Annotated in this window: 26 protein-coding genes; 15 read left to right on the top strand and 11 right to left on the bottom strand. The window is 63.2% G+C overall.

From position 1 onward, the window contains the following. Positions 1-65: 65 nt before the first annotated feature. The 4 genes from DEJ54_RS04285 to DEJ54_RS04270 all read right to left on the bottom strand — a co-directional run bounded on the left by DEJ54_RS04285 (position 66) and on the right by DEJ54_RS04270 (position 4,732). Positions 66-1,406: a cytochrome c gene (locus tag DEJ54_RS04285; RefSeq protein ID WP_113153479.1), complete on the bottom strand. Its 1,341-nt coding sequence runs from the start codon at positions 1,404-1,406 to the stop codon at positions 66-68. An 11-nt stretch (positions 1,407-1,417) separates the two neighbouring features. Continuing rightward, on the bottom strand, positions 1,418-3,187 hold the full coding sequence (locus tag DEJ54_RS04280; protein WP_113153478.1) for a GMC family oxidoreductase: 1,770 nt from the start codon (positions 3,185-3,187) through the stop codon (positions 1,418-1,420). Positions 3,188-3,189: 2 nt separating this feature from the next. After that, positions 3,190-3,891 carry a gluconate 2-dehydrogenase subunit 3 family protein gene (locus DEJ54_RS04275; protein ID WP_113156071.1) on the bottom strand — a complete coding sequence of 234 codons (702 nt, stop codon included), beginning with the start codon at positions 3,889-3,891 and terminating at the stop codon, positions 3,190-3,192. 223 nt (positions 3,892-4,114) lie between these two features. Then, complete coding sequence (locus DEJ54_RS04270) at positions 4,115-4,732, bottom strand: hypothetical protein (RefSeq protein WP_113153477.1); 618 nt, start codon at positions 4,730-4,732, stop codon at positions 4,115-4,117. A gap of 83 nt (positions 4,733-4,815) precedes the next feature. Between DEJ54_RS04270 and DEJ54_RS04265 the strand changes: the two genes are divergently transcribed. Both DEJ54_RS04265 and DEJ54_RS04260 read left to right on the top strand, forming a co-directional pair. Continuing rightward, positions 4,816-5,361, top strand: coding sequence for a DUF2975 domain-containing protein (locus tag DEJ54_RS04265; RefSeq protein WP_113153476.1), 546 nt, complete (start codon positions 4,816-4,818; stop codon positions 5,359-5,361). A gap of 5 nt (positions 5,362-5,366) precedes the next feature. Then, positions 5,367-5,585, top strand: a complete 219-nt coding sequence (locus tag DEJ54_RS04260) for a helix-turn-helix transcriptional regulator (protein WP_113156070.1) — start codon at positions 5,367-5,369, stop codon at positions 5,583-5,585. 243 nt (positions 5,586-5,828) lie between these two features. Here the strand turns inward: DEJ54_RS04260 and DEJ54_RS04255 are convergent, their stop codons facing one another. From DEJ54_RS04255 to DEJ54_RS04245, 3 genes are read right to left on the bottom strand one after another with little or no spacing between them, the layout of a single operon-like run. Further along, the gene (locus DEJ54_RS04255) at positions 5,829-6,608 is read right to left on the bottom strand and encodes a hypothetical protein (protein WP_204360883.1); all 780 of its coding nucleotides are present in this window, start codon (positions 6,606-6,608) and stop codon (positions 5,829-5,831) included. A 47-nt stretch (positions 6,609-6,655) separates the two neighbouring features. Next, positions 6,656-7,981 carry a hypothetical protein gene (locus DEJ54_RS04250; RefSeq protein WP_113153474.1) on the bottom strand — a complete coding sequence of 442 codons (1,326 nt, stop codon included), beginning with the start codon at positions 7,979-7,981 and terminating at the stop codon, positions 6,656-6,658. A 37-nt stretch (positions 7,982-8,018) separates the two neighbouring features. Further along, positions 8,019-8,384, bottom strand: coding sequence for a hypothetical protein (locus DEJ54_RS04245; protein ID WP_113153473.1), 366 nt, complete (start codon positions 8,382-8,384; stop codon positions 8,019-8,021). A 134-nt stretch (positions 8,385-8,518) separates the two neighbouring features. Here DEJ54_RS04245 and DEJ54_RS04240 point away from each other — a divergent pair, with 134 nt between their 5' ends. The 6 genes from DEJ54_RS04240 to DEJ54_RS04215 all read left to right on the top strand — a co-directional run bounded on the left by DEJ54_RS04240 (position 8,519) and on the right by DEJ54_RS04215 (position 13,050). After that, positions 8,519-9,010: a GNAT family N-acetyltransferase gene (locus DEJ54_RS04240; RefSeq protein ID WP_113153472.1), complete on the top strand. Its 492-nt coding sequence runs from the start codon at positions 8,519-8,521 to the stop codon at positions 9,008-9,010. Between the two features lie 7 nt (positions 9,011-9,017). Beyond that, the gene (locus tag DEJ54_RS04235; RefSeq protein WP_113153471.1) at positions 9,018-9,380 is read left to right on the top strand and encodes a hypothetical protein; all 363 of its coding nucleotides are present in this window, start codon (positions 9,018-9,020) and stop codon (positions 9,378-9,380) included. A gap of 225 nt (positions 9,381-9,605) precedes the next feature. Next, positions 9,606-10,013 carry a succinate dehydrogenase, cytochrome b556 subunit gene (sdhC, locus tag DEJ54_RS04230; RefSeq protein ID WP_113153470.1) on the top strand — a complete coding sequence of 136 codons (408 nt, stop codon included), beginning with the start codon at positions 9,606-9,608 and terminating at the stop codon, positions 10,011-10,013. A gap of 2 nt (positions 10,014-10,015) precedes the next feature. Continuing rightward, a complete protein-coding gene (gene sdhD, locus DEJ54_RS04225) occupies positions 10,016-10,399 on the top strand; it encodes a succinate dehydrogenase, hydrophobic membrane anchor protein (RefSeq protein WP_113153469.1) in 384 nt (127 codons plus the stop codon). 8 nt (positions 10,400-10,407) lie between these two features. Beyond that, positions 10,408-12,255 carry a succinate dehydrogenase flavoprotein subunit gene (gene sdhA, locus DEJ54_RS04220; protein ID WP_113153468.1) on the top strand — a complete coding sequence of 616 codons (1,848 nt, stop codon included), beginning with the start codon at positions 10,408-10,410 and terminating at the stop codon, positions 12,253-12,255. 12 nt (positions 12,256-12,267) lie between these two features. Further along, positions 12,268-13,050: a succinate dehydrogenase iron-sulfur subunit gene (locus DEJ54_RS04215; RefSeq protein ID WP_113153467.1), complete on the top strand. Its 783-nt coding sequence runs from the start codon at positions 12,268-12,270 to the stop codon at positions 13,048-13,050. Between the two features lie 208 nt (positions 13,051-13,258). On the opposite strand, the gene DEJ54_RS04210 is transcribed toward DEJ54_RS04215, so the two are convergent. Next, positions 13,259-14,572 (bottom strand): MFS transporter, encoded by a 1,314-nt coding sequence (locus DEJ54_RS04210; RefSeq protein ID WP_113153466.1) that lies wholly within the window; start codon positions 14,570-14,572, stop codon positions 13,259-13,261. 184 nt (positions 14,573-14,756) lie between these two features. On the opposite strand from DEJ54_RS04210, the gene msrA reads away from it, so the two are divergent. Further along, on the top strand, positions 14,757-15,398 hold the full coding sequence (msrA, locus tag DEJ54_RS04205; RefSeq protein WP_113153465.1) for a peptide-methionine (S)-S-oxide reductase MsrA: 642 nt from the start codon (positions 14,757-14,759) through the stop codon (positions 15,396-15,398). Positions 15,399-15,459: 61 nt separating this feature from the next. Here msrA and DEJ54_RS04200 read toward each other — a convergent pair whose 3' ends face one another. From DEJ54_RS04200 to DEJ54_RS04190, 3 genes are all read right to left on the bottom strand, one after another. After that, on the bottom strand, positions 15,460-16,590 hold the full coding sequence (locus DEJ54_RS04200) for a Glu/Leu/Phe/Val dehydrogenase (RefSeq protein ID WP_113153464.1): 1,131 nt from the start codon (positions 16,588-16,590) through the stop codon (positions 15,460-15,462). Between the two features lie 128 nt (positions 16,591-16,718). Next, entirely contained in the window at positions 16,719-17,156 is a 438-nt protein-coding gene (locus DEJ54_RS04195; protein WP_113153463.1) for an OsmC family protein, read from the bottom strand. 56 nt (positions 17,157-17,212) lie between these two features. Next, entirely contained in the window at positions 17,213-18,457 is a 1,245-nt protein-coding gene (locus DEJ54_RS04190) for a ubiquinone biosynthesis hydroxylase (protein WP_113153462.1), read from the bottom strand. Between the two features lie 131 nt (positions 18,458-18,588). Between DEJ54_RS04190 and tesB the strand changes: the two genes are divergently transcribed. The 6 genes from tesB (at position 18,589) to DEJ54_RS04160 (ending at position 26,060) form a co-directional block, all read left to right on the top strand. After that, entirely contained in the window at positions 18,589-19,455 is an 867-nt protein-coding gene (tesB, locus tag DEJ54_RS04185) for an acyl-CoA thioesterase II (RefSeq protein ID WP_113153461.1), read from the top strand. Between the two features lie 219 nt (positions 19,456-19,674). Continuing rightward, complete coding sequence (locus DEJ54_RS04180; RefSeq protein WP_113153460.1) at positions 19,675-20,013, top strand: P-II family nitrogen regulator; 339 nt, start codon at positions 19,675-19,677, stop codon at positions 20,011-20,013. A gap of 25 nt (positions 20,014-20,038) precedes the next feature. Beyond that, positions 20,039-21,385, top strand: a complete 1,347-nt coding sequence (gene amt, locus DEJ54_RS04175) for an ammonium transporter (RefSeq protein WP_113156069.1) — start codon at positions 20,039-20,041, stop codon at positions 21,383-21,385. Positions 21,386-21,762: 377 nt separating this feature from the next. After that, a complete protein-coding gene (locus DEJ54_RS04170) occupies positions 21,763-24,363 on the top strand; it encodes a DNA translocase FtsK (protein ID WP_113153459.1) in 2,601 nt (866 codons plus the stop codon). 108 nt (positions 24,364-24,471) lie between these two features. Further along, positions 24,472-25,107, top strand: a complete 636-nt coding sequence (locus DEJ54_RS04165; protein WP_113153458.1) for an outer-membrane lipoprotein carrier protein LolA — start codon at positions 24,472-24,474, stop codon at positions 25,105-25,107. Between the two features lie 143 nt (positions 25,108-25,250). Beyond that, positions 25,251-26,060 (top strand): exodeoxyribonuclease III, encoded by an 810-nt coding sequence (locus DEJ54_RS04160; protein WP_113156068.1) that lies wholly within the window; start codon positions 25,251-25,253, stop codon positions 26,058-26,060. Positions 26,061-26,067: the final 7 nt, after the last annotated feature.

Here is a 26,067-nt window from a genome sequence, read left to right as displayed (position 1 = left end):
CCAATAAAAAAGGCCGGTCCCAGCGACCGGCCTTTTCTTTTGCTGTCTTGAAACGATGAACCGCTCTAGTGCGTCGACTGCGCCGCGCGAACCTTGGCCACGTCCTCCGCCGAGATGGCGGCTGCGTCATTGCCCCAGGAGGAACGCAGGAAGTTGACGAGTTCGGCAATCTCCGCGTCGTCCAGACGCTCTGCATAGCCCTGCATCACGAGCTTCATCGGCCGCTTCTCGGTCGAGGGAACCTCTGCGCCATTCAGAATGACGGAGATCAGCGGGCCAACCTCGGCGCTCACCACCATCGGGTTGTTCTCGAGCTCCGGGAAGATCTCCGGCGCGCCCTTGCCGGTCACGAAGTGACAGCCCGAGCAATTGTCGAGATAGAGGCGCGGTCCGAGCGGCATGTCGGGGCTGGCTTCCGTCAGCATGGCTGCGGTTTCTTCACCTGCCGCATCCGCTTCTGGCTGCGGCATCGCCTTCATCACGCCGGCCACCTCGGTGGTCTCCGCATCCTTGCCCTTAAGGAAGGCGGCGATGGCGAGATTGTCCGCGTCGGTCAGATGCTGGAGCGAATGCTCCACCACCAGCGCCATTTCGCCATTGGCGGCAGAATGCGCGTTGCGGCCGGTGGCCAGATAGTTTGCCGTCTCTTCAACGCTCCAGCCCGCAATGGTCGAATTGGGACCATAAAGTGCCGGCGCTTCCCAGCCGCCGATCACGCCACCGGCGAGGAATGTCTTCTGGCTCGCCGTCACACCGTCCTGCATCATCAGCCCGTTGCGCGGGCTGTGGCAGGCGGCGCAATGGCCTGCACCCTCCACCAGATACTGCCCGCGATCCTGCATCTCAGATGCGCCCAGCGGCTTGAACCCGGCCTCATGCGAGAGCGCCATCCAGTTCCAGGCGCGCAGGCCCCAGCGCTGGTTGAACGGGAAGGCGAGTTGCGTCGCCTGCACCCGGTTCTCCACCGGCTCCACACCGTTCATGAGATAGTCGTACAGCGCGCGGATGTCCGCCTCGCTCATGAAGCGGAAGTTCTCATACGGCATGGCCGGATAGAGATGCGTGCCGTCCGGCATCAGGCCGTCGACCATGGCCGCGCGGAAATCGTCAAGCGACCAGCCGCCGATACCGGTCTTCGGATCGGGCGTGATGTTGGTGGACCAGATCGTGCCCATGGGGCTTTCGATGGGGCGGCCGCCGGCCAGCGGTTCGCCGCCTTCCGCCGTGTGGCAGGCCACGCAGTCGCCCGCATACATCACATACTGGCCCTGGCCCTCTTCCGGCTGCCAGTCGGCCGCCAGGTTCTGGGTGGGGGCGGAGCGTTTCACCGGAACGAACACGAATGCCAGAAGGGCGATGACGCCCACCACAACGAGCCCGGCGAGGATTCTGAGAAAGGTTTTCATCTGTATGCTCCTCAGACCAGCGGACGCGGATTGGGCAGATACTGGGTGCGGATCGCCTGAACCGTCCAGTAGGCCAGGCCGCCAAGCAGGCCCGTCGGGTTGTACTGCGTGTTCTGCACGAAATTGCCCGCGCCCATGACGAAGACATTGTGCTTGTCCCAGGCCTGGCAGTAGCGGTTGACGACACCTTCCTGCGGGGTTTCCGACATGATGTGGCCGCCGGTGTTGTGCGTCGTCTGGTAGGGGCGCACGTCATAATGCGCGCCCGGTCCCTTGAAGCCGACCTGCATGATGTCCGGGTTCATGGATTTGGCGAGCGGCTCCATTTTGCTCTTCATGAACTGGTTCATGCGCAGATCATTGTCGTGCCAGTCGAAGGTCATGCGCATCAGCGGACGGCCATGACGGTCCGTATAGTTCGGATCGAGGTCGAGATAGTTGTTCGCATAGGCAAGGTTCGAGCCGTGCGAGCCGATCGACATGGCGTGGCCGTACCAGCGCCCGATGCCCTCTTTCCAGCCTGCGCCCCATGCGGGCGTGCCCTTGGGCAGCGGCATGTTGCGGATCGGCTGGCCGTTGAACGTGCCCGAGCGCCAGTAAGCGCCGCCAATGAAGCCTTCTTCGCCGAAATCGATCTGGTTGATCGCGAAATCGTCGATGCAGGTGCCGTTGGCGCCATGCCCGACGAACGGGTTGAAATTGTCGTCCTCGAAGAACATCGAGATGCCGCCATTCATCTGGTAGGCATAGTTCTTGCCGGTAACGCCCTTGCCCGTGGCCGGGTCATAGGGTTCGCCGATGCCGGAGACGAGCATCAGGTGCACATTGTTCAGCTGATAGCTCGACAGGATCACCAGATCCGCCGGCTGGAACACCTCTTCCTGCGCTTCCTCATCGAAATAGGTCACGCCCGTCGCCGTCTTGCCGTCTTCGGCCATTTCCACCCGCAGCACCTCGCAATGGGTGCGGTAGGAGAAGTTCGGCTTGCGCTTCAGCGCATCGAGGATCGTCGTCTGCGGCGAGGATTTCGAATACTGGTAACAGCCATAGCGCTCGCAGAAGCCGCAGAAATTGCACGGCCCCATCTGCATGCCATAGGGGTTCACATAGGCGGTGGAGGCGATGCCCGCCGGCGCAGGGAAGGGATGGTAGCCCGATGCGATACAGGCATCGTGGAACTTCTGGCTGTCCCATGTGCGCGGCAGCGGCGGCATCGGGAAGTCCTCGGAGCGCCAGCCCTCGAACGGGTTGCCGCCTTCGCGGATCTCGCCGTTGAGATTGCCCGCATAGCCGGAAATGCCCGCCACTTTCTCGAACTGCGTGAAATACGGCTCGAGTTCGTCATAGCTCACCGGGTAGTCGCCGATGGTCATGTCTTCGGCAATGATATCCTCGCCCCAGTTTTCGATGACGTAGGATTTCAGCTTCAGCTCTTCCGGCATCGGACGCCAGTTGAGGCCGTTCCAGTGGGTGCCTGCGCCGCCAACGCCATTGCCCGGCAGGAAGGAGCCGAGCTTGCGGTAGGGGCGGGCGGTCTCGTCTTCATTGCGACGCACCGTCACCGTCTGCTGGCTCAGCTTCTGCATCATTTTCAGACGCACGCCGTATTTCAGCTCATCAATCTGGTTGGGATACTTGAAGTTCGGCACGGTCGACTGGTCCGGGCCGCGCTCCAGCGCGACGATCTCAAGGCCGTCCTGCGCCAGCTCGATGCCGGCGATGGCGCCGGTCCAGCCCAGGCCGACGATGACGACGTCTTTCTTCTTTTCCTGACGCGCCATGATCAAGCCCTCTCGCCGCTGATGGAAACCGGTCCGAGCGGATATTTGATGTTGTGGCGCTCGGGCCATTCGCGGAATGCGGCGCGCGCGCCGGGAAAGCCGATATAGACCCACGACTGCATGCCGTGATTGCCGCCATACATCGGGTCTGCGAAATAGCCTTCCTTCGTGTTGGCAAGCAGAATGGAGAAGAAGTCGCGCACCTCCGGCTGCAGTTCCACATCGCCGTTCTGCAGCGCAGTCAGCGCCTCGTCCTGCTGGCTGGCTTCAAGCCCGGCGAAGACGTCGCCATGGGTTTTTGAGCACCAGGCGTCGAAGGCTGGAATGGCCTGACGGTAGACTTCGGCAGGCGTCAGCGGCGTCTGCCAGCCCAGTTGAGGCGAAGCGGACGCATCGTGCGGGCCTTCCATGTACCAGTCTTCGGCGCTGCCATAGTCGCCTGCGAGCTGGCGGTCGATGAACACGGGAACGCGCGCCTCGATCGCGCCGGGACCGTCGCCTTCGGACGGGATGAGCCGCGCGGTCGCGGCCATCACGAACGCCCATTCGGCGTCGTTCAGAAATTCACGCTTGTAGTCTTCGAGGGAAACCGGGGCTTCGGCCTTCTCGGCGCTTGCACTGGTCGCGAGCGCGGAAAGGGCCACGCCAGCTGCAGAGCCTTTGAGAAAGCTTCTGCGGCTGGGCAGACCGGGAATGTCAGTCATGGGAAGGTGTCCTGCCAGCGGGTTGAACATCAATCTGCCTGGGAAAGGCAGCATGTTCCTCTCCTAGGACGAGCCCGCTCGACAAACAACTTCAATTTATTGCTCCAGAAAACATAACGCGACGTAATGTTTTTTCATTCAGTGAATTGTATCGATTTAAACTTCGTTTTTTAAATCCTTGGTTGTGGGCGTAATTTTATTCTTCATAGGATTGTTTTGTTTTTTATTTCGATAATTTTATTTCGCAGGAGGGGATTCGAATCGCTGACGATTTTTTATTTCCCAGAACTTCTGTGATTTTCATCTCTCCCGTCAGCGGAAAGAAGCGCCCGCCGGCCTGTGTGCGCATATAGCTGCGCACCGTTGTTTCCTTCAGGTCCAGCGGGCCGCTTGTGCAGCCGCCATTGATCGAGACGCTGATCGAGCCCTTGCCTTCCGTTGCATCTTCGGCCCGCGCCGCGCGGGCTCTGGCCTGTGCAGCCCTGAAGCGCTGCCGGTCTTCTGCCGCGATGGCGGCGGAGAGGACATGCTCATTGGGCTTCAACGCCTGACCGAAGCCCGCAGGCTCCTTGTCTTCGATCACCGTCAACACGAAGCGTTCATCGAAAGCCCTGTTCTTGTCCTCGCTCGCGAGTGCCATGCGCAGCATCACGTCTCCCTGCCTCAGATGAAGCTTCCTGTCCGTTTTGACCGCCACGGCGATGCCTGCCGGGTCGGCGCTGAGCGGATCGAACTTTGACAGTTCGTAAAGCGTGCGGGGATTGCCCGAAACACAGGCGGAAAGCGCGGCAGCGCAGAGGACGCCGGCAAGGCTTGTCACGGTGCGTTTGCGAAAAAACATCGGTGTGGCCCTTTTCATGAGAAACGAATCGAGATAATTAATTATCGTAATACATTAATTAATTCAATCAAACGGAGATTGGTATGCAAGACGTGACGCGCCTGCGGCGGCTCAGCCGGCTGATGCAGGGCATTGTTCTGGTGTGCGGGGCTTTGATCGCCCTTGCGGTGGCTTTGTTCTTCTTCGCGTCGCTGAACGACGCAGTGTTCTTTGAGGAACAGGTGCGGGAGAAGCTCGACCTGTCAGGCCCGCTTGTGTTCACCTCGTCTGCGGTTGCCATCACCGCAGCGCTGATTGCCATCCAGCTTGGTCTCCTGTTTGCCGCGCTCTATAGCGTCTGGCGTATGTTCGGTGCGTTTTCTGCCGAAGAGCCGCTTTCGGGCGAATCCGCGCACTGGATGGGGCGCGCCAGCACGGCCTTTGTCGCCTTGGCCGCCGGCGGCATTCTCCTGCGCATGCTGATGGTTCTGGCGCTCACCATGGGCAATCCGCCCGGAGAAAAGATGCTGACACTTGGTTTCGGCAGTTCGGAGCTGCTGACGCTTCTAATTGCCTGCATCATGTACATGACGGGCCGGCTCATGGCCGTTGCGGCCGATGTCCGCGCCGAACAGCGCGACTTCGTGTGATCGCCATGCCGATAGTCGTCAATCTGGATGTCATGCTGGCGCGCCGCAAGATGCGCTCCAAGGAACTCGCCGAGCTGATCGGCATTACGGAGCAGAATGTGTCCCTGCTCAAGTCCGGCAAGGTGCGCGGTGTGCGCTTCGAGACGCTGGAAAAAATCTGTCAGGCGCTCGATTGTCAGCCGGGCGACCTGCTCGAATATCAGCCTGCGCCCGAGGAAGGCTGAGAAGACAGACCTTGAGAGCCTGAAACGGGTTCCATCAAGGCACCGACTACAAGGCCCCCTTCTCCCCGCTTGCGGGAGAAGGTGAGGATGAGGGGCGAACGCCAGGTTCTGCGAACCAGCAATACGGCGAGGTTTTCATGCGCCGCGCCAGCCCCTCATCCCCCTGCCGGGACCTTCTCCCCGCCGGCGGGGAGAAGGACGCTGTCATCCGGCCAGAGCGTTCCCGCTTTTGCTGGAATTGCTCTAGTTCCGCGCCAGTTTCAGCGGGCCGGTGACGAGGCGATAATCCTTCATCTGCCCGGGCGTCAGATAGTAGAGCGCGCGCGGTGGTGTATCGAGCGCGTGCAGCCAGAGCGCCGGGTCAACGCCCATCTCGTCCAGATGGCGGGAGATCCGTGCCGTGATGATCTGCGCATCGGCCATCGCCTGCGCCGGGTTTTTCATTTCTTCCGCTGCATAGAACTGGTGCACGCCAATGGCGGCCCTGTCTCCGGCCTGCCGCTCCACGCCGCCGGCCAGAATGAGCGGGCATGACGAGGCGCAGATCGCGCCATCGGCAACACTGGTCGCCAGATTGCGTTCCCGCACCAGGCGGGAAATCGCCATCGCGTCCTCAAGCGAACCGCCGGGCGAATTGAGCGCCACATGCGTCACATATTCGCCGCGCGCCTCCAGCTCGCTCTCAAAGCGCGCCGCCGCCCCCTGGTCGATTGCGCCATTGGCGGCAAGCACGCCGCCCGCCTTCAGTGTGAAGCTGATCGGGTCACGCAGCGCATCGCGATCCGTCCGCACGAACTGGCGCGGATCGGCCGACTGTTCGCGCGCGCCATGCGTCTCCACCGCCGGCGGCAGAACCGTCACGCTGCGCTTCATCGGGTCGGCGCTCTCTGCCGGCCATAGCCCGCCATTGCGGTCCACCATCTCGCGCAGATCCATGCCCAGCACGGCTGCCGAGCCAATCAAAACGCCCACAAAGGCCCAGCGCATCAGCTTGCCGTCATCGAAGCGGCTGAAATAGCGCATCAGAAGGCCGCGCTGCGGTTTCTCGTCGAGGGAAGCCAGATGGTCGCTCATGGTTCCTGCCGTTTGCGGTCGGTGAGTGTGGAAAGCGGGGTGATGTTGCGCGCCGGCTGCGGCTCGGCCTCGGGCGGAACAGGCTGCGCTTCTGTCTGTTCGGGTGGGGTCTGCGCCTCCGCAGCAGCCTTGCGGGCCATGATCGCGTCATGCAGCTCGAGCGAGCGCATCATGTCCGCCGCCGTGATCCGGTCTGCCGGGGTCAGCTCGGCCTCGCCCCGGCGGATCGAGGCGAACACCACTGCAAGCACGCCCACCAGAACAGCCGGCAAAAGGTCGATGGAGATCGCGCCCGCCCAGCTCGGCAGGAAGCTGCCTGCATAGCGCAGCACAGCTTCAGCCGAGGAAAGCGGCACATAGCGGCGTTCCGCCACTTTCGGCTGTGCGAGAATTTCCTCCGCCGCATCCGACAACGCCTTGGACTGGGCGGCGACCGAGCTGCGCACCGTCGCCATCACCGCATCCTGACGGTCTGCCAGGTCGCCCGAACGGCCATCTGCAACCGGCGCGATGAAGCCGGCGGAAAGGTCCGCTGCCGCGCGCGCCACCGAGGGCGCGATGGAGGTCTGCTCCAGCGCCGCGATCACGCCCGCCAGCGCCACGGCTTCCTCCGCGAAACGGTCGGAGCGCGGCTGGATGGGGCCGGGGGCCGAAACCAGCGTGCGCATTTCCGCCAGCCGCTCCTGCCCGCGCTGAAACTGCTCGCTCACCGTCTCGCGTGAATTCTGGATCGTGCTTTCCAGCTCGCGCATTTGCGCAGACATCTGGGTCAGAAGCTGCACCACGCTGCCAGAGCCGGACGTGCCGGTCAGCGCGCCGGAATTGCGCTCCTCTTCGGCAAGCCGCGAGAAGCGTTCCGCCGCGCGCTGAATGTCGGGCAGCAGGGATAACGCGCCCAGCGCATTGGAATGAGCCTGATCCAGATCGCCCGTATAGTCTTCCAGCGTTTCCGCCAGATGCTGCTCCACCGCAGCCGAGCCCGCCAGCGCGGCCGCGTTCAGCCAGGAGGACATGGCCACGATCATCAAACAGCCCACGCCCATCACGCCGAACAGCGCCATGCGTGAGCCCGCGTCGCGCATTTCCGGCAGAAAGCGGATGAGATAGGTCCAGAACCCGTAAATGCCGACCGAAACCGCCGCCGAATAGATGACGGCGGCGAGAAACACGAGCGTCGCGGTGCCGTCCAGCAGGCTGCGCACGCCGAGATAGGTGTAAACACCGCTTGCCAGCGCCAGCGTCGCCAGCACGAAGCGGGTCATGGTCTGCATCTGGTCGATATGGCCGCGCAGCGCGCGGGCGGTTTCGGCCTCTCGGCTCATGGGGCCTCCCGTGCTCGCCTGTTCCGGTTTTAATGGTTCAGCGGCAGGGCGCGACCAGAACCGGCAACACGCCGTCTGGCAGGCCATACATGTAGCTGCGGCCCTTGATCAGCACGCCCTCGGTGCACGGGTTAGCCCGGCGCAGATAGAGCTTGCCGCCGTCGCGCTCCAGATAGGCTGTCTCGCGCGGTGTTTCGAGGTCGAGCGCCTGATAGTCGCCGGCCATATAGCCCTTGCCGACCATGATGCGCTTGAAACCCGCGCGGCTCTCGATCACCAGATTGCCATAGGCGTCCGCATAGACGCGGCCCTGGCCTGCGCCATCAAAACTGCCGGCCAGCGCCGGCGCAGTCGTCGCTGCGGCCGCAAGGGCCGCGGCCACGAATAAAGATCGTAAAGGCATGCGCCATCGCTCCTTAAATCCTCGTGGCCCCCTCGATCTTCATACATTAAGCTTTTCTTAACCTTTGTCACGTCGAGCATGCAGCGCGAACATGCCGATTGACAGACGTGGTTAATTTCGGGGAAGGGTGCTCCATGGGCGAGAATCATCAGATCGACATCAATCCGCTGCGTCTCAAGGATGCGCATGTTCTGGCGCCGCTTCTGGCGGCTTACACGCAGTCGCTGAAGCGCGGTGCGCCGCGCCGCCCCGACGAATATTACGCCGAGACGCTTCTGCAGGACCGCGCGGTCGAAGTCGTCGGCGCGAGCCTTGATGGCGCGCTGGTCGGCTTTGCGCTGTTCTACGACCTGCCGGACCCGGTGTCGGGCATGCGGCACGGCCTCGTCGATCATCTGTTCGTGCACCACGATCACCGCCGCAAGGGCATCGGCAAGGCGCTGGTCGATGTGATCGCCGACCAGGCCGAAGAGCGTGGCTGGGCCCGTCTGGCGCTCAATGCGCCGCGCCAGCCGGATGAAGGGCGCAAGCTCTACGAGGCGCTGGCCGCCCCCGCCGACTGGACCACGCATGTCATTCGTTTCGACCAGGGTGCGGATCGGTCCCCCGGCTCGGACGCGCAATAGAGGCATTATGAAATCTACAGGAACGACCTTCATGCGGCTGCGCCAGCGCGGCCTTTCAGGGCTTGTGGCCATTTGCTGTGCGGGCATTCTCGCCGGCTGTGTCGCCGCAACGCCTGAAAAGCCGGATGCCGCGAAGCCGGCCTTCACCGGCCCCGTCACGCTCACCTGCGATGACGGCATGCAGATGAGCATCACCCCGAAGGGATCGAGCATTTCCGTCGTCAGCCCGCGCGGGCTGGAGCTGGAGTTGCCGGCGTCGCCGCCCGGCCAGCATGTTCGTTTCGGTGAGTCGCTTTATGCCGTCGTGATTGAGGGCGGCGAGGCGCTCTGGATGGTCAGCGGCAAGGTGCCGATCACCTGCCGTCGCTGATTTCGGGAGTCGCCGCGCGAAAAATCCTCTTCAATCGTTTGAAGCCGCGCAATGCCGCTCGCCACGCGTTACACCTGCGATATATTCGTTGAAGGGAACGCTGTTGCGGCTTTGACGCACTGCAAAAACCGCATTAGAAAGCCACAGCCGCAGGGCGCGAGTTCGGGATACGATATCGCTCTCGCAACAGCCACCCCGCCGCGCCGGTATCGAATTGGGGAAGCCATGAGCAAATCCACAACTGTCAAAGCCAGGCCGCTTTCACCGCACCTGCAAATCTATCGCCCGATTCCGACGATGGTCATGTCGATCGTGCACCGCATCACCGGCGGCGCGCTTTATTTCGGCATGGTGCTCTTCGTCATCTGGCTGGCCGCCGCCGCCGGTTCGAAGGAAACCTTCGACCTGGTCAACGGCATTTACGGCTCCTGGTTCGGCCGAATCGTCCTGTTCGGCTTCACCTGGGCCATGATCCATCACCTGATCGGCGGTCTGCGCCATCTCGTGTGGGACACGGGCCGCGGCCTCGAAAAGGCCACCGCGACGAAAATGGCCAAGGCCACCATCGCCGCTTCCATCGTACTCACCATTCTCGTGTGGGTCATCGGCTACGCCGTTCGTGGAGGATTTTGATCATGAGCGACATGCGCACACCGCTTAACCGCGTTCGCGGCCTCGGCTCCGCCAAGGAAGGCACGGATCACTTCTGGCGTCAGCGCCTCACCTCCGTGGCCAACGTCCCGCTCGTCATCTTCTTCATCGGCTTCGTCATCGCCATCAATGGCGCATCCTATGAAGAGGTTCGCGCGACCATCGCCAACCCGGTCATCACCGTGCTTCTGGCGTTCGCGCTCCTGTCCGTGCTCTACCACATGAAGCTCGGCATGCAGGTCATCATCGAGGACTACATCCACGCAGAGGGCTGCAAGGTCGCCCTGATGATCGGCAACATCTTCTTCACCCTCATTCTGGGCGTCGTCTCCCTCTTCGCCCTTCTCAAGATCGCCTTCGGAGGCTGAACCCGGTTATGGCAAAGGCAACAGATAAAAAGGCGGCAGACGCCTACACCTATGTCGACCACAAGTTCGACGTTGTCGTCGTCGGCGCTGGCGGCGCAGGTCTGCGCGCTACGCTCGGCATGGCCGAGCAGGGGCTGAAGACGGCCTGTATCACCAAGGTCTTCCCGACCCGCTCGCACACGGTCGCCGCCCAGGGCGGCATCGCCGCGTCGCTCAAGAACATGGGCCCCGACCACTGGCAGTGGCATCTCTATGACACGGTGAAGGGTTCCGACTGGCTCGGCGATGTCGACGCCATGGAATATCTCGCCCGCGAAGCGCCCGCCGCCGTTTACGAGCTCGAGCATTACGGCGTGCCCTTCTCGCGCACCGAGGAAGGCAAGATCTACCAGCGGCCGTTCGGCGGCCACATGCAGAACTTCGGCGACGGCCCGCCCGTGCAGCGCACCTGTGCTGCGGCAGACCGCACCGGCCACGCCATCCTGCACACGCTCTACGGCCAGTCCGTCAAGAATCACGCAGAGTTCTTCATCGAGTATTTCGCGCTCGATCTCATCATGACCGACGGTGTCTGCACCGGCGTCGTGGCGTGGAACCTTGAAGACGGCACGATCCATCGCTTCTCCGCCAAGATGGTGGTGCTGGCGACGGGCGGTTATGGCCGCGCCTTCTTCTCCTGCACCTCCGCCCACACCTGCACAGGCGACGGCAACGGCATGGTCGCCCGCGCCGGCCTGCCGCTGCAGGACATGGAGTTCGTGCAGTTCCACCCGACCGGCATTTACGGCGCGGGCTGCCTCATCACCGAGGGTGTGCGCGGCGAGGGCGGCTATCTGGTCAACTCCGAGGGCGAGCGCTTCATGGAGCGTTATGCGCCGTCGGCGAAAGACCTTGCCTCCCGCGACGTGGTTTCGCGCTGCATGACCATCGAGATCCGTGAAGGCCGCGGCGTCGGCAAGAACAAGGATCACATCTACCTGCATCTCGATCACCTGGACCCGGCGGTCATTCACGAGCGCCTGCCCGGCATCGCCGAATCGGCCCGCATCTTCGCTGGCGTCGATGTGACCCGCGAGCCGATCCCGGTCCTGCCGACCGTCCACTATAATATGGGCGGCATCCCGACCAACTACTGGGGTGAGGTGCTGAACCCGACGAAGGACGATCCGGATGCGATCGCGCCGGGCCTGATGGCCGTCGGCGAGGCAGCCTGCGCTTCCGTCCACGGCGCAAACCGTCTCGGCTCCAACTCGCTGATCGATCTGGTCGTGTTCGGCCGCGCCGCCGCCATCCGCGCCGGCGAGGTTGTCGACCGCGATGCGCCGGTTCCGGCGCTCAACGAGGCCGCCTGCGACAGGATCATGGAGCGCTTCGACCGCCTGCGTAACGCCAACGGCTCCCAGCCGACGGCAGAGCTGCGCGAGAAGATGCAGCGCGCCATGCAGGAAGACGCCGCCGTGTTCCGCACCCAGGAATCGCTGGAGCAGGGCTGCGAGCGCATCACTGCAGTCTGGAAAGAGCTTCCCGACATCAAGGTCACCGACCGCTCGATGATCTGGAACTCCGATCTCATGGAAGCGCTGGAGCTGGAAAACCTGATGGCCAACGCCATCACCACCGTCTTCGGCGCCGAGGCGCGCAAGGAAAGCCGTGGCGCACACGCCCGCGAGGACTACAAGGATGGTCCGATGGGCGGCCGCAACGACGAGGACTGGCGCAAGCACACCCTGTCCTGGGTCGATGAGAGCGGCAAGGTGACGCTGGACTATCGTCCCGTCCACACCGACCCGATGCTGAAGCCGGAAGACGGCGGCATCGATCCCAAGAAAATCGCGCCCAAGGCGCGGGTTTACTGAGCTGAGGAAGTCATGGTCGAAATCACCCTTCCCAAGAATTCCCGTGTCCAGGAGGGCAAGGTCTGGCCGAAGCCCGAGGGCGCGACCAACCTGCGCGAGTACAAGATCTACCGCTGGTCGCCGGACGATGAAGCCAATCCCCGCGTCGACACCTATTATGTCGACATGGACGATTGCGGGCCGATGGTCCTCGACGGGCTGATCTACATCAAGAACAAGATCGATCCGACGCTGACCTTCCGCCGTTCCTGCCGCGAGGGCATTTGTGGCTCCTGCGCCATGAACATCGATGGCACCAACACGCTTGCCTGCACCAAGGGCATGGATGAGGTTGCCCAGGATGCGGTCAAGATCTACCCGCTGCCGCACATGCCGGTGGTCAAGGATCTGGTGCCGGATCTCAGCGTGCCCTACGCGCAGCTCTCCTCCATCGAGCCGTGGTTGCAGACGGTCACGCCCGAGCCCGCGACCGAATGGAAGCAGAGCCATGAGGACCGCACCAAGCTCGACGGGCTTTACGAGTGCATCCTGTGCTTCTGCTGCCAGACCTCGTGCCCGAGCTACTGGTGGAATGGTGAGCGCTATCTCGGCCCTGCCGTGCTGCTTCAGGCCTATCGCTGGCTGATCGATTCGCGCGACGAGAAGACGGGCGAGCGCCTCGACAATCTGGAAGATCCCTTCCGGCTCTATCGTTGCCACACGATCATGAACTGTACGCAGGCCTGCCCGAAAGGCCTGAACCCGGCCAAGGCCATCGCCAACATCAAGAAGATGATGGTGGAGCGCCGCGTCTAGCGCAATTCCAGGAAAAGCGGGGACCGGTTTTCCGTCCGGAATTGCGAAGACAAACAGAGAGAGAGCGGAGCAGCGTTTCCATGAAACGGTGTTCCGCGTCTAACCGGGTTGCCTTTACCCGTATGGGTGAAAGGCTTTCAGATCAGATTGACGGGCTGGCTTTTGCCGGCCCGTTTTCGTTTCCGCTTCTCGGAAACCCGGCCCCCTGTCAGGCCGCGCTCGGCCAGCGTGGGTGCAGGTCGTCGATCACATAGGCATGACGGTGCTTCCCGCCTGTCCTGTGTTCGCGCAGATGCGGGTGATCCGGCGCAAGTTCCGGATGCTCATGCGGAATGTCCGCTGCCTCCTCTGCCGGCCAGAATTTTACGGCAAGCACGATGGCGACTGCCGCGATCGCGGCCATCACCAGGAAGGTGGCTTCAAGGCCGATGCGCGCGCCAAGCTGCCCCGCCAGCGGATATGAGACAAGCCAGCAGGCATGCGACAGCGCGAACTGTGCGGCAAAGATCGCCGGACGGTCTTCCGACTGCGCCGAGCGTCGTAACAGCCGGCCTGAGGGCGTTTGCGCGGCGCTGTAGCCGATGCCGATCACCAGCCAGAGCGGCAGCAGGGCCGCATAGTTGTTCACCGCCGCTCCAAGTGCGGTGCCGACGGTCAGGATAACCGCCCCCGCGATCATCACGGGCCGGTCTGCAACCCGGTCCAGCAATTGCGGCAGCGCCAGCGCGGCCACCATTGAGCCGCTGCCAAAGGCTGCGAACGCCCACGCGACCTCCACCTCGCTCAGGCCGAACCGCGCCTGCACGATAACCACCGTGTTCACGATCACCATCGCGCCCGCCGCAGCTACGGCAAGGCTGATCGCCAGCAGGCCGCGCAGTCTGGGTGTGGCGAGATAGATCCGCATCCCCCGTGTCGTGCGTTCGGCAAAGCTGCGGCGCGTTTTGGCCGTGGCTGCGGGCAGTGTGATGCTGAGAATCAAAACCGCCGAAACCAGAAAGCCGGCCACCGTCCCTGCAAACAGATAATGGAAGCTGATCACGGTCAGGAGTGCGGCTGCGAGCATCGGCGAGATCAGGTTTTCCAGGTCATAGGCCAGCCGCGAAAGCGAAAGGGCGCGGGTGTATTCTTCCTCGTCCGGCAGAATGTCGGGAATGACCGCCTGAAAGGTCGGCGTGAAACTTGCCGAGGCCACCTGCAACAGGAAGATCAGAACATAGATCTGCCAGACCTCGGTGATGAAGGGCAGCGAGAGCGCCACCGCCGCGCGAAACACATCCAGCGACACGAGCAGCGCGCGCCGGGGCAGATTGTCCGACAGCGCCTGCGCCACCGGCGCAACGCCCACATAGGCAATCATCTTGATGGCGAGCGCCGTTCCCAGCACCGCGCCCGCATCCGCCCCGGCAAGCTCATAGGCGAGCAGTCCCAGCGCCACGGTCATCAGCCCGGTTCCCAGAAGGGCGATCACCTGCGCGGTAAAAAGCCGGCTATATGTCTGGTTTCTGAGAATGCCGAGCATCGTCTTCCTGCCTGCGCTTTCGTCTGGTCGCGATACTGCCTCCCGGCAGCCTGCGTGTCCATGGAGGCAGGCCGCTGGGGGAAGGCGATCCGCCGTCCCGTCACCTCACGCAAGCGTGTAGCGGCTTGATTTGAATTCGTCGCCCGGCGCGGTAGCTCTGTGCGGGAACACAGGAGAGACTTTCATGTTGCGACGTTCCCTTTTGGCTGCTGCCTTTTCCTTCACCGCCATGGTGGCGGTGTCGCAGCCGGCATCGGCTGAAAAGCAGACGGCCATTCTCGCCGGCGGCTGCTTCTGGTGTGTCGAGGCGGATTTCGACAAGGTGCCGGGCGTGCTCGACACGGTGTCCGGCTATGCCGGCGGCAGGACCGAGAATCCCACCTACCGCAATTACGCTTCGGGCGGGCACCGTGAAGTGGTGAAAATCGATTTTGACGATGCGAAGGTCAGCTATGACCGGTTGCTGGAAATCTTCTTCCGCTCGGTCGATCCCACCGATGCCGGCGGCCAGTTCTGTGACCGGGGCGAAAGCTATTCCACCGCTGTCTATGCGCTGAACGACAAACAGAAAGCCGCTGCCGAAAAGGCAAAGGAAGAGGCCAATGCGGCGCTTGGCGGCGCGGTCGTCACGCCGGTTCTTGGCGCGGCCACTTTCTGGCCGGCGGAAGACTATCACCAGAACTACTATCAGAGCGACGAGCGCATTCTCTCTCGCTTCGGACTGGTGAAGAAGAAGGATGCCTATAAGGGGTATCGCAAGGGCTGTGGCCGCGATGCGCGCGTTCAGCAGGTCTGGGGCGACGCCGCCTTCACCGGCATAAAGTAATTCTCATCCGGCAGGGCGGGCGGGTTGTTCCCCGCCCGTCTCCCAAGCTTGGATCAGAGCCTTATCCCGCAGCGTCGTTCCGCGCGGCGTCGATGCGTTCAAAGGCAATCTCCGCCGCAACGTCATTGGTTGGCCGCTTCTGCGCTTCCGCGCGCTCGAAGATGTCGGTCAGCGTTTCGGGGATCTTCGCCACTTTCGCCATGGTCGCCTCGCGGTCATAGCCGCCGGGCGCGAGTTCTGCCGCGACATTGATCAGCCCGCCGGCATTGATCACATAGTCGGGCGCATAGAGCACGCCGCGTTCCATCAGAAGCCGGGCGTCTTCATGGTTCACGAGCGGGTTGTTGGCCGCGCCCGCAACGATCTTCGCCCCAAGCAGGGGGATCGTTTCTGCCGAAAGCACGCCGCCCAGCGCGCACGGCGCAAACACATCCGCCTCAACCTGCAGGATCGCATCGAGCGCAACAGGCTCTGCGCCGAACGCCTCTTTCGCCTGTGCCATGCGGGCCGTGTCGATGTCGGTCACAGAAAGCCGCGCGCCTTCCGCATGCAGTTTCTCGCACAGCGTCCAGCCGACCGAGCCCAGCCCCTGAACGGCCACATGCACGCCCTCAAGCGTGTCGACGCCGCGATGCTTCAGCGCCGCTTTCACGCCCAGGAAAACGCCATGCGCCGTCACGGGCGAGGGGTTGCCGCTGCCGCCCACCGTGGTGCCCGTCACATTGGGGGTGCGGGCGCGCAGGAAGTCCGCATCGGCGACCGTGAAACCCACATCCTCGCCGGTGAAGAACTGGCCTTCCAGTGCTGCCAGCATCTCGGCATAGGCTTCCAGAAGAGCCGGTGTCTTGTCGGTCTTGGAATTGGCGATGATCAGCGCCTTGCCGCCGCCGAACGCCATGCCCGCCACGGCTGATTTGAAGGTCATGCCGCGCGAGAGGCGTAAAACGTCCGTGAGGGCGGCCTCGAAGGTTTCGTGCGGCCACACGCGCGTGCCGCCCAGCCCGGGGCCAAGCACCGTGTTGTGGATCGCCACGATGGCGTTCAGGCCGCGTTCCTCATCGCGGCCGTGCCAGACGCGCTCGTGATTGTCGAACGCGTCCAGCTTCGCGGCCTCGGCCGTGATGTCGGTGATTGTGAGTGTCGATTTCTGCGCCGCGGTTTTCAGCGTCCGCGGTGTGTGGGTCTGCAGCATGTCATTCCTCCCGAACGACTTGTTTCGTAAGGAAAGTCTAGCTGCATCACCCGGTTTTTGGTTGCGAAGTGTGTCCATCGAACGACCTTCCGTTGCGTCGGCCGACGGTTTTCATCGCGAAAGTGTCGTCAGCCGTATTTGGCGTCCAGCGTGATCTCGATGGCGCCAAGCGCCTTGGAGACGGGGCAGGAGGCCTTTGCCTTCTCGGCGATCTCGATGAATTTCGCTTCATCGAGGCCGGGCACGCTGCCCACCAGTGTCAGCGCGCTCTTGGTGATCTCGAAGCCGCCGCCCTCGGCCGGCTGCAGCGAGACATCGGCGCGCACGTCCAGCTTGTCGGCCGGCGTGTCGTTGCCTGCCAGCATGTGCGAGAGCTGCATGGCGAAACAGCCTGCATGCGCGCCCGCGATGAGTTCTTCCGGATTGGTGCCGGTCTTGCCGCTTTCGTCCTCGAAGCGGGCCTTGAAGCCGAGGGGGAGGCCCGAAAGCGCACCGCTTTGCGTGTCGAGGCTGCCTGAGCCCTCAACCAGCGATCCCTTCCAGGTGACGTTCGCATGCCGTTTCATAGCCATGGTCTTCTCCTCGTTGAAATAGTGCGTTGAGACGGAAAGGCCAGATCGCCCTAGATTGCCTCTCCGCGCAGCAGTCTCGGCGTGCCGGGGGCGATGCCCGAGGCCTGCTGGATGAAATAACGCTTCATGGAGGGCATTCGTTCAACCAGCCCGAGGCCGAAATCGCGCAGCGCCCGCACCGGGGCGATGTCGTTGGAGAACAGCCGGTTCAGAACGTCGGTCGTCACGCCCATCTGCACCGTGTCGAAGCGCCGCCAGCGCTCATAACGCTGCAGCACGTCGAGCGCGCCGATATCCTCGCCCAGCCGCTCGGCCTCGACGATCACCTCGGCCAGCGCCGCCGCGTCCTTGAAGCCCAGATTGAGCCCCTGTCCGGCAATGGGGTGGATGCCATGCGCCGCATCGCCCGCCAGCGCAAAGCGCGGCTTCACGAAGTCGCGCGCCAGCGTCAGTCCCAGCGGCCATGCCCGGCGCGGACCCTCGACGCGGATCTCGCCGAGCTTCAGGCCGAAGCGCAGCTCCAGCTCCTGCTCGAACACCAGGTCGTCCTCATTGACCAGCCGCTCCGCATCCTCGGTGCGTTCGGTCCACACGATGCACGAGCGGTTGCCTTTCAGCGGCAGGGTGGCGAAGGGGCCGGCCGGCAGGAAATGCTCTTCCGCGCGGCCGTGATGCGGGCGCTCATGCGCCACCACGCACACAATGCCCGACTGGCCATATCCCCAGTGCACGGTCTTGATGCCCGCCATGTCGCGCAGCCGCGAGCGCACGCCATCGGCGGCGATCAGCAGGCGTGCCCGGCAGGTGGAGCCGTCGGCAAGGCTGGCCTCCACATGGCCGCCCATATCGGTGAAACCCTCCACCGCCACGCCCTCGATGATCTCGATGCCGCATTCGGCGGCGCGGGCGCGCAGCGCCCCGTTGGTGTGCCGGTTCATCACCATATGCGCGAAGGGCTCGCCCGCTTCGGCTTCGCCGCCAAAGGTCAGGAGCACGGGGCGCACCGGGTCGGCGGTGCGCGAATCGGTAATTTCCATCTCGGTGATGGGCTGTGCTTCCGGCTCGATCTCGTCCCAGCAGTCGAGACGCTTCAGCATCCGGCAGGCCGCTGCGGCGATGGCCGATGCGCGTCCGTCGCGCTGCCACACGCCTTCGGGCGCGGCGTCCACCAGCGCCACTTTCAGGTTCGGCTGCGCGCGGCAGATCGAGACGGCGGTCGCCAGGCCCACATAGCCCGCCCCGGCAATCAGGATGTCCAGCTCCCGCGTGGAAGTCTGTTTCGTGCTCTTGGCCATGCCGTTACCTCGTTCGTCACCGGTTCTGTGCCCGTATTCGCCGGGCGTGTCACTGCTTGGCTTGACTTGACCCCCGCCTTCGTCTTGGAAACCGTCAGCCATCGTTTCAAGCTGCCGGAGGGGATCCGTTAATGTCGTCGGCCATGCAAGACCTACTCGCCATACTCGATCTTGAGACATTGGAACACAATCTGTTTCGTGGTCGCAGCCCTCAATCGGCCTGGCAACGTGTTTTTGGCGGTCAGGTCATTGGTCAGGCCCTTGTCGCGGCGCAGCGCACCGTCAATGCCGCCCGCCATGTCCATTCGCTCCACTGCTATTTCATGCGGCCGGGCGATCCCGCCGTTCCGATCATCTACGAGGTCGACCGCATCCGCGATGGCGGCAGCTTCACCACGCGCCGCGTCGTCGCCATCCAGCATGGCCATGCGATCTTCTCGCTTTCGGCCTCCTTCCAGAAGGAAGAGCCCGGCCTCGATCACCAGATCCCCATGCCGCAGGATGTCACCCCGCCGGAAAACCTGCGTACCCAGCGCGAATTCCTGCAGGAGTTCGGCGACAGCGTGCCGGAAAACATCCGCCGCTACTGGGCGCGCGAGCGTCCTATAGAAGTGCGCCCCGTCATCGTCGAGCACTACACCAGCCGCGACAAGCTGCCGCCGCGCCAGGATGTCTGGATCCGCACCACCGGTCCTGTGCCGGATGATCGCGCGCTTCAGGCCGCCGTGCTTGCCTATCTCTCCGACATGACCCTGCTCGATACCTCCACCTTCGCCCATGGGCGAAACGGTTTCGATCCCGATATCCAGATGGCAAGTCTCGACCACGCCATGTGGTTCCATCGCCCGCACAGGCTCGACGACTGGCTGCTCTACACGCAGGACAGTCCGTCCGCGCAGGGCGCGCGCGGCTTCTCACGCGGCAGCCTCTATGCGCTCGATGGCACGCTGGTCGCATCAGTGGCCCAGGAAGGCCTGGTGCGTCTGCGTACAAAATAGGCAAATCGTATATTCTGCCTAATTTCTGTTCATTTATGATTTGCCGGCGTTGAGCTCTCTCAGCGCCGGTTTTCTTTTTTCATATCTTTTTCAATGTCTTGAGTGACGCGCCGTCAAACTGGCACGGCATTTGTTTCTCCTTTGCTGACGCGGCCCGCATGGCGGTTCGCGCGATGCAGGCAACCCGCGGGAACCCCGCAACAGCAAAGGTGAACTGCCATGAAAATCGTGATGGCAATCGTCAAGCCCTTCAAGCTGGAGGCCGTGCGCGAAGCGCTCACCGGCCTCGGCATTCAGGGCCTCACCGTGACAGAGGTGAAGGGCTACGGACGACAGAAAGGACACACGGAGATCTATCGCGGCGCAGAATACGCCGTGACGTTCCTGCCCAAGATCAAAGTCGAGGTGGCCGTCGATTCCGACCTGGTCGACCGGGCGGTCGAGGCCATCGCCGAGGCCGCGCGCACGGGCCAGATCGGCGACGGCAAGATTTTCGTCCACGCGCTTGATCGCGCGGTGCGCATCCGCACCGGCGAAACCGGCGTCGAAGCGCTTTAGGCGGCATATTCCGATGGAGAATCAGATGATGTATCGAACACTGAAAAACGCCGCACGTCCGCTGGCGCCGGGCGGGCTCGCACTGGCGGCCATGTTGGCAACCATGCCCCTGCCGGCGCTGGCGCAGGAAACAGCGCCCGAATTCGCCTCGGCCGCCGAGACGGCCTTCATCTTCAACACGCTGCTGTTCCTGATGGGCGGCTTTCTGGTCATGTGGATGGCGGCCGGCTTCGCCATGCTCGAGGCCGGCATGGTGCGCACCAAGAACGTGTCCATGCAGCTCCTCAAGAACATCGCGCTCTATTCCATCGCCGGCCTCATGTACTGGGTGGTGGGTTACAGCCTGATGTATGTGGATGTGTCGGGCTATATCGGCTCCTTCGCGCCCTACAGCTGGCCGGCCGCCGGCACGGCCAACGAAGGTGACTATTCGGTCGCCTCCGACTGGTTCTTCCAGATGGTTTTCGTCGCCACGGCGGCATCCATCGTGTCGGGCACGCTGGCCGAGCGAATCAAGCTGTGGCCGTTCCTGATCTTCGTCGTCGTTCTCACCGGCTTCATCTATCCCATCGCCGGGTCGTGGAAGTGGGGCGGCGGCTGGCTCGACGCCATGGGCTTTCAGGATTTCGCCGGTTCCACGCTGGTCCACTCGGTTGGCGGCTGGGCAGCCCTTGCCGGCGCGCTTCTTCTGGGTGCGCGCAATGGCAAATATGCCTCTGATGGCCGTGTCTCGCCGATCCCGGGGTCCAACATGGCGCTCGCCACGCTTGGCACCTTCATTCTCTGGCTCGGCTGGTTCGGCTTCAACGGCGCATCGCAGCTCGCCATGGGCACCAATGCCGATGCTTCCGATATCAGCCGCATCTTCGCCAACACCAACCTGGCGGCGGCTGCCGGCGTGGTGGCGGCGCTGCTTCTCACGCAGGTGCTCTACAAGAAGGTCGACATCACCTTCGTGCTGAACGGCGCGCTGGCCGGCCTCGTGTCCATCACCGCCGAGCCGCTCACGCCCAGCCCGTTCATGGCGATTGTCATCGGCGCTGTCGGCGGCATCATCGTGGTGCTCACAGTGCCGCTGCTCGACAAGCTGCGCATCGATGATGTGGTCGGCGCCATCCCGGTCCACCTTCTTGCAGGCATCTGGGGCACGCTTGCCGTCCCGCTCACCAACTCCGACGCCAGCTTCAGCGTGCAGATCGTCGGCATCGTCGCCTATGGCGCGTTCACCTTCGTCGTCTCCTATGTGGTCTGGATGGTTCTCAAGCAGACCATGGGTCTGCGCGTCAGCGCCGAGGACGAAATGAACGGTCTCGACGTGGCCGAAGTCGGGGTGGAAGCCTATCCCGAGTTCATGCCCATGCATGGCAGATGAGCATCGGACCGAAAAGTGGGAACCGGTTTTCGGGTTGTTCCGATGCTCCGGCAAAAATGTAGATCGTCCTTGGTTCGTCCAAATGGATGCACGGCGATCTAAAGCATCGGACAAAAAAGTGGAGACCGGTTTTCGGGCAAATCCGATGCTCCCACAATGATTTAAGTCATCGCATGCCTTGCCTGACAATCGGCCTTCGGGCCGGTTGCCTTCCTGATGGGCCCGGTTCGCCGGGCCCTTTTTTGTCGGGCGGCGAGAAATCATCGCCCACCCCTCCATGGTTAATGCCGCCTTAACCATCGGGCCGCTAGGGTCGGCCTTGAGTCATTACGGCGCGGTTCGCGTCGGAAACCAAGCGCGAGCGGAGAATTGTGCGCATGAGTTCCGGGTCTTCGGCATTCCTGGCCATGAGTGAAAACAGCTACGGTCTGCAGGCATTTTTGCGTCGCCAGGCGGCGCGAATCGGTGGTTTGGCGCTTCTGGCGTTTGTGGCCTTCGCGGTGGCCGCGCTGGCTACGTGGAATGTCGCAGACCCCAGTTTCAGCCACGCCACGGCAAATCCGGTCACCAACGCCATGGGTTATCCCGGCGCGGTGTTCTCCGATCTCGCCATGCAGTTCTATGGCCTGGCCGCGCTGGTCGGTCTGGTTCCGGCCGTCTGCTGGGGCGCGCTGCTCCTGCTCGGCCGTGAAATCGACCGCGGCCTGAAGCGCGCCGGCGCATGGTTCCTGGGCGCGGTTCTGGCTGCCGGCATTGTCGGCGCTTTCGCGCCGCCCGCCACCTGGCCACTGCCCACCGGGCTTGGCGGCGTTCTCGGCGATGCGATCCTGTCCCTCCCGGCCAAGTTCACCGGTGCTTATCCGCGCGGCATATTCGGCTTTGTCATCGCTGCCGTTCTGGCGCTGCCTTCTGGCTGGCTGCTTGCGTTTGGCGCCGGCATTCTCTCGCGCCCCGACGCCGAACCCTTCGACGACGAGATGGAAGACGAATCGCCCTTCGACACGCTTGATGAAGATGAAGAAAGCGGCGGTTCGGTCATTCTTGGCTACATGGCCCATTGGTGGCTGTCGTTCTGCGCCTTCTTCCGCCGCAACCTTGTGCGCGGCGAGCGGAGCGAGCGGCGTCGCGGGCGTGCTGCCGAGCCGATCGCGGACGATGTTCCCTTCGATGATTTCAATGACGATTTCGGCGACGACTTCGGGGATGAGGCGCGCGTCGAGCCCGACTTCAATGATGCGCCCGTGGTCGCACCCCGCGTCCATGTGGAGCCCGAATTCGATGAGCCCGCACCGCGCCGTGTCGTGGAGCAGCCCGCCGCGCCGAGACGCGTTGTCTCTCAGGCGGCTCCTGCCGCCGCGCCGGCTGCGCAGCAGCGCGTGGAAAACCCTGCTCCCCGGCCTGCCGAGGGCGCGCGGGTGCGCCGCGAGGCCCAGCCTTCCTTCCTTGATAGCGGCACGTTCGAGCTGCCGGAGCTGCACCTTCTGGCCGAGCCCAAGACCTCGACCAAGGATCCGTCGCTGTCCCGCGACGCGCTTGAGCAGAATGCCCGTCTTCTCGAAGGCGTTCTGGAAGATTTCGGCGTCAAGGGCGAGATTATTCACGTGCGGCCCGGCCCGGTCGTCACGCTCTACGAGCTGGAGCCGGCCCCCGGCATCAAGTCGTCGCGCGTCATTGGCCTGGCAGACGACATCGCCCGCTCCATGAGCGCCATAGCGGCCCGCGTGGCCGTTGTTCCCGGCCGCAACGCCATCGGCATCGAGTTGCCCAATTCGACGCGCGAAACCGTGTTCCTGCGCGAACTTCTGGCCAGCCGCGATTTCGAATCGAGCAAGGCCAAGCTGGCGCTCACGCTGGGCAAGACCATCAATGGCGAATCGGTCATCGCCGATCTCGCCAAGATGCCCCACCTCCTCGTTGCCGGCACCACCGGTTCGGGTAAGTCGGTGGCCATCAACACCATGATCCTGTCGCTGCTCTACCGCATGACGCCCGAGCAGTGCCGCCTGATCATGATCGATCCGAAAATGCTCGAACTGTCGATCTATGACGGCATTCCGCATCTTCTCACCCCGGTCGTGACCGATCCGAAAAAGGCCGTGGTCGCGCTGAAGTGGACCGTGCGGGAGATGGAAGACCGCTACCGCAAGATGTCCAAGGTCGGTGTGCGCAACATCGACGGCTTCAACCAGCGCGTGGTCGCCGCCAAGAGGAAGGGCGAGACGATCAAACGCACGGTGCAGACCGGCTTCGACCGCGAGACCGGCGAGGCGATCTACGAGAGCGAGGAACTGGATCTCGAGCCGATGCCGTTCATCGTCGTCATCATCGACGAGATGGCCGACCTGATGATGGTCGCCGGCAAGGACATCGAAGGCGCGGTGCAGCGTCTGGCGCAGATGGCGCGCGCCGCCGGCATCCACGTGATCATGGCCACGCAGCGTCCGTCGGTCGACGTCATCACCGGCACGATCAAGGCCAACTTCCCGACCCGTATCTCCTTCCAGGTGACGTCGAAGATCGACAGCCGCACCATTCTGGGCGAGCAGGGCGCCGAGCAGCTTCTGGGCATGGGCGACATGCTCTACATGGCCGGTGGTGGCCGTATACAGCGTGTCCACGGTCCCTTCGTGTCCGATGGCGAGGTGGAGAGCATCGTCGCGCATCTCAAGACGCAGGGCATTCCCGATTATCTCGACGCCGTGACCGAGGATGAAGACGAGGATGATGGCGGTTCCGGCGGCTCAGGCTCCGGTGGCGGCGGCAATCTCGGCAATTCCGAAGACCCTTACGATCAGGCCGTGGCCGTGGTGCTGCGCGATGGCAAGGCGTCCACCAGCTACATCCAGCGTCGTCTGGGCATTGGCTACAACCGTGCCGCCTCGATCATCGAGCGCATGGAGGAAGAGGGCGTCGTCGGCCCGGCAAATCACGCCGGCAAGCGCGAAATCCTCGTGCCCACCGAGCAGGACGAGGTCTGACACCGGCCCGCAACGCTGGAACCCGGGGCCCGTCAGGTCGTTATCGGGCAGCCAAAATTCGGCCCTACTGGTTGGTTACCGGTGGGGCAAATGTGGAGATCGAACACGATGATTTTTCGGGCAACCGACTTTCTGGCGCGACGCGCAGCCATTGCAGCACTGGCTCTGGCGGCATCTCTTGTCGCGCCGATGGTGGCGCAGGCCGCCCAGAGCGCTGATCAGATTGCGGCGCATTTTTCCAGCGTCCGCACCATGATGGGCGAGTTCGTGCAGTTTGGGCCGCGTGGCGAGCAGACCGGCGGCAAGTTCTACATCGAGCGTCCGGGCAAGATCCGCTTCGACTATGAAGCCCCCTCCGGCTTCCGCGTCACTTCCGACGGCAGCTCGGTGGTGATCATGAACAAGAAGCTCAACACGGCGGATCTCTATCCGCTGTCCAAGACGCCGTTGAAGCTGCTGCTCGACGAGCGCATCGACCTGTCCGGTGACAAGGTTCAGACCGTTCGCGAGGACGATGACCTGACGACGATCAAGATGGCCGACAAGTCGGTCTTCGGAAACTCGACCATCACCATGATGTTCGATTCCGCCTCCTACGATTTGCGCCAGTGGACCATCACCGACGCGCAGGGCAAGGACACGACGGTCATGATCTTCAACGTCCAGCAGGGCGTGACCTTCGATCCGAGCGTGTTCGAGATCGACTATCGCCGCGTCGACAAGATGAGCCGCAACAAGCGCTGACCGGGCGTTTCTGCGCGTTTTATGAGGGGCCGGGCTGTGGACAGCCCGGCCTTTTCCTTTTCGACAGAATGCCGCGCTTGTCTTCGCTGCGGCTTCCGGGCAATTTTACGCTTCTCGCAAGCGATCAATCCCGGACCCGTTTCATGCCCTTCTCCATCGCCACCTGGAACATCAACTCCGTGCGGCTGCGCATGCCGCTCGTCGAGCAGTTTCTGGAGCGCTACAGTCCGGATGTCCTGTGTCTGCAGGAAACCAAATGCGCTGACGACCAGTTCCCCGCCGCCGCCTTCCGCAAGGCCGGCTATGAGCACATCGCGATCCATGGCCAGAAGGGCTATCACGGCGTCGCCACCGTTGCCCGCCGGCCGCTGAAACTGGTCGAGAAACGCGAATTCTGCGGCATGGGCGACACCCGCCACATCTCCGTTTCCGTCGAGGCCGCGCCCGGCCGTTCCGTGCTCCTGCACAATTTCTACGTTCCCGCCGGCGGCGACGAGCCCGACCCGGACATCAATCCGAAGTTCCGCCACAAGCTCGATTTCCTTGCCGAGATGCACGCCCTGCGGGCGGAAGAGGACGGCAACTCCGGTTCGATCCTTGTCGGCGATCTGAACATCGCACCGCTGGAAACCGATGTCTGGTCGCACAAGCAGCTTCTGAAAGTGGTCAGCCACACCCCGGTCGAGACCGAAGGGCTGGAGCGGCTGCGCAGGGAAGGCGGCTGGGTGGACCTGATGCGCGAGAAGATCCCGCCGGAAGAGAAGATTTTCACCTGGTGGAGCTACCGTGCGAAGGACTGGGCGCTTTCCGACCGCGGCCGCAGGCTCGATCACATCTGGTCGTCGCCCAACCTCTCGCCGGCGCTCAGCCGGATCGAGGTGCTGCGCGAGGCGCGTGGCTGGGACCGTCCGTCGGACCATGTGCCGGTGATTGCCGGCTTCGATTTCGGCTGATTTCTTT

This window comes from Nitratireductor sp. OM-1 (assembly GCF_003296175.1).
GTDB lineage: Bacteria > Pseudomonadota > Alphaproteobacteria > Rhizobiales > Rhizobiaceae > Nitratireductor > Nitratireductor aquimarinus.
Note: the sequence above shows the minus strand (reverse complement) of the source record. Positions and strands in the feature narration are given on the sequence as shown.

Excerpts from the sequence above, each read along its gene's own strand:
- DEJ54_RS04285 (WP_113153479.1), bottom strand. The coding sequence starts at position 1,406 with ATGAAAACCTTTCTCAGAATCCTCGCCGGGCTCGTTGTGGTGGGCGTC.
- DEJ54_RS04280 (WP_113153478.1), bottom strand. The coding sequence starts at position 3,187 with ATGGCGCGTCAGGAAAAGAAGAAAGACGTCGTCATCGTCGGCCTGGGC.
- DEJ54_RS04275 (WP_113156071.1), bottom strand. The coding sequence starts at position 3,891 with ATGACTGACATTCCCGGTCTGCCCAGCCGCAGAAGCTTTCTCAAAGGC.
- DEJ54_RS04270 (WP_113153477.1), bottom strand. The coding sequence starts at position 4,732 with ATGTTTTTTCGCAAACGCACCGTGACAAGCCTTGCCGGCGTCCTCTGC.
- DEJ54_RS04265 (WP_113153476.1), top strand. The coding sequence starts at position 4,816 with ATGCAAGACGTGACGCGCCTGCGGCGGCTCAGCCGGCTGATGCAGGGC.
- DEJ54_RS04260 (WP_113156070.1), top strand. The coding sequence starts at position 5,367 with ATGCCGATAGTCGTCAATCTGGATGTCATGCTGGCGCGCCGCAAGATG.
- DEJ54_RS04255 (WP_204360883.1), bottom strand. The coding sequence starts at position 6,608 with ATGCGCTATTTCAGCCGCTTCGATGACGGCAAGCTGATGCGCTGGGCC.
- DEJ54_RS04250 (WP_113153474.1), bottom strand. The coding sequence starts at position 7,981 with ATGAGCCGAGAGGCCGAAACCGCCCGCGCGCTGCGCGGCCATATCGAC.
- DEJ54_RS04245 (WP_113153473.1), bottom strand. The coding sequence starts at position 8,384 with ATGCCTTTACGATCTTTATTCGTGGCCGCGGCCCTTGCGGCCGCAGCG.
- DEJ54_RS04240 (WP_113153472.1), top strand. The coding sequence starts at position 8,519 with ATGGGCGAGAATCATCAGATCGACATCAATCCGCTGCGTCTCAAGGAT.
- DEJ54_RS04235 (WP_113153471.1), top strand. The coding sequence starts at position 9,018 with ATGAAATCTACAGGAACGACCTTCATGCGGCTGCGCCAGCGCGGCCTT.
- sdhC (WP_113153470.1), top strand. The coding sequence starts at position 9,606 with ATGAGCAAATCCACAACTGTCAAAGCCAGGCCGCTTTCACCGCACCTG.
- sdhD (WP_113153469.1), top strand. The coding sequence starts at position 10,016 with ATGAGCGACATGCGCACACCGCTTAACCGCGTTCGCGGCCTCGGCTCC.
- sdhA (WP_113153468.1), top strand. The coding sequence starts at position 10,408 with ATGGCAAAGGCAACAGATAAAAAGGCGGCAGACGCCTACACCTATGTC.
- DEJ54_RS04215 (WP_113153467.1), top strand. The coding sequence starts at position 12,268 with ATGGTCGAAATCACCCTTCCCAAGAATTCCCGTGTCCAGGAGGGCAAG.
- DEJ54_RS04210 (WP_113153466.1), bottom strand. The coding sequence starts at position 14,572 with ATGCTCGGCATTCTCAGAAACCAGACATATAGCCGGCTTTTTACCGCG.
- msrA (WP_113153465.1), top strand. The coding sequence starts at position 14,757 with ATGTTGCGACGTTCCCTTTTGGCTGCTGCCTTTTCCTTCACCGCCATG.
- DEJ54_RS04200 (WP_113153464.1), bottom strand. The coding sequence starts at position 16,590 with ATGCTGCAGACCCACACACCGCGGACGCTGAAAACCGCGGCGCAGAAA.
- DEJ54_RS04195 (WP_113153463.1), bottom strand. The coding sequence starts at position 17,156 with ATGAAACGGCATGCGAACGTCACCTGGAAGGGATCGCTGGTTGAGGGC.
- DEJ54_RS04190 (WP_113153462.1), bottom strand. The coding sequence starts at position 18,457 with ATGGCCAAGAGCACGAAACAGACTTCCACGCGGGAGCTGGACATCCTG.
- tesB (WP_113153461.1), top strand. The coding sequence starts at position 18,589 with ATGTCGTCGGCCATGCAAGACCTACTCGCCATACTCGATCTTGAGACA.
- DEJ54_RS04180 (WP_113153460.1), top strand. The coding sequence starts at position 19,675 with ATGAAAATCGTGATGGCAATCGTCAAGCCCTTCAAGCTGGAGGCCGTG.
- amt (WP_113156069.1), top strand. The coding sequence starts at position 20,039 with ATGATGTATCGAACACTGAAAAACGCCGCACGTCCGCTGGCGCCGGGC.
- DEJ54_RS04170 (WP_113153459.1), top strand. The coding sequence starts at position 21,763 with ATGAGTTCCGGGTCTTCGGCATTCCTGGCCATGAGTGAAAACAGCTAC.
- DEJ54_RS04165 (WP_113153458.1), top strand. The coding sequence starts at position 24,472 with ATGATTTTTCGGGCAACCGACTTTCTGGCGCGACGCGCAGCCATTGCA.
- DEJ54_RS04160 (WP_113156068.1), top strand. The coding sequence starts at position 25,251 with ATGCCCTTCTCCATCGCCACCTGGAACATCAACTCCGTGCGGCTGCGC.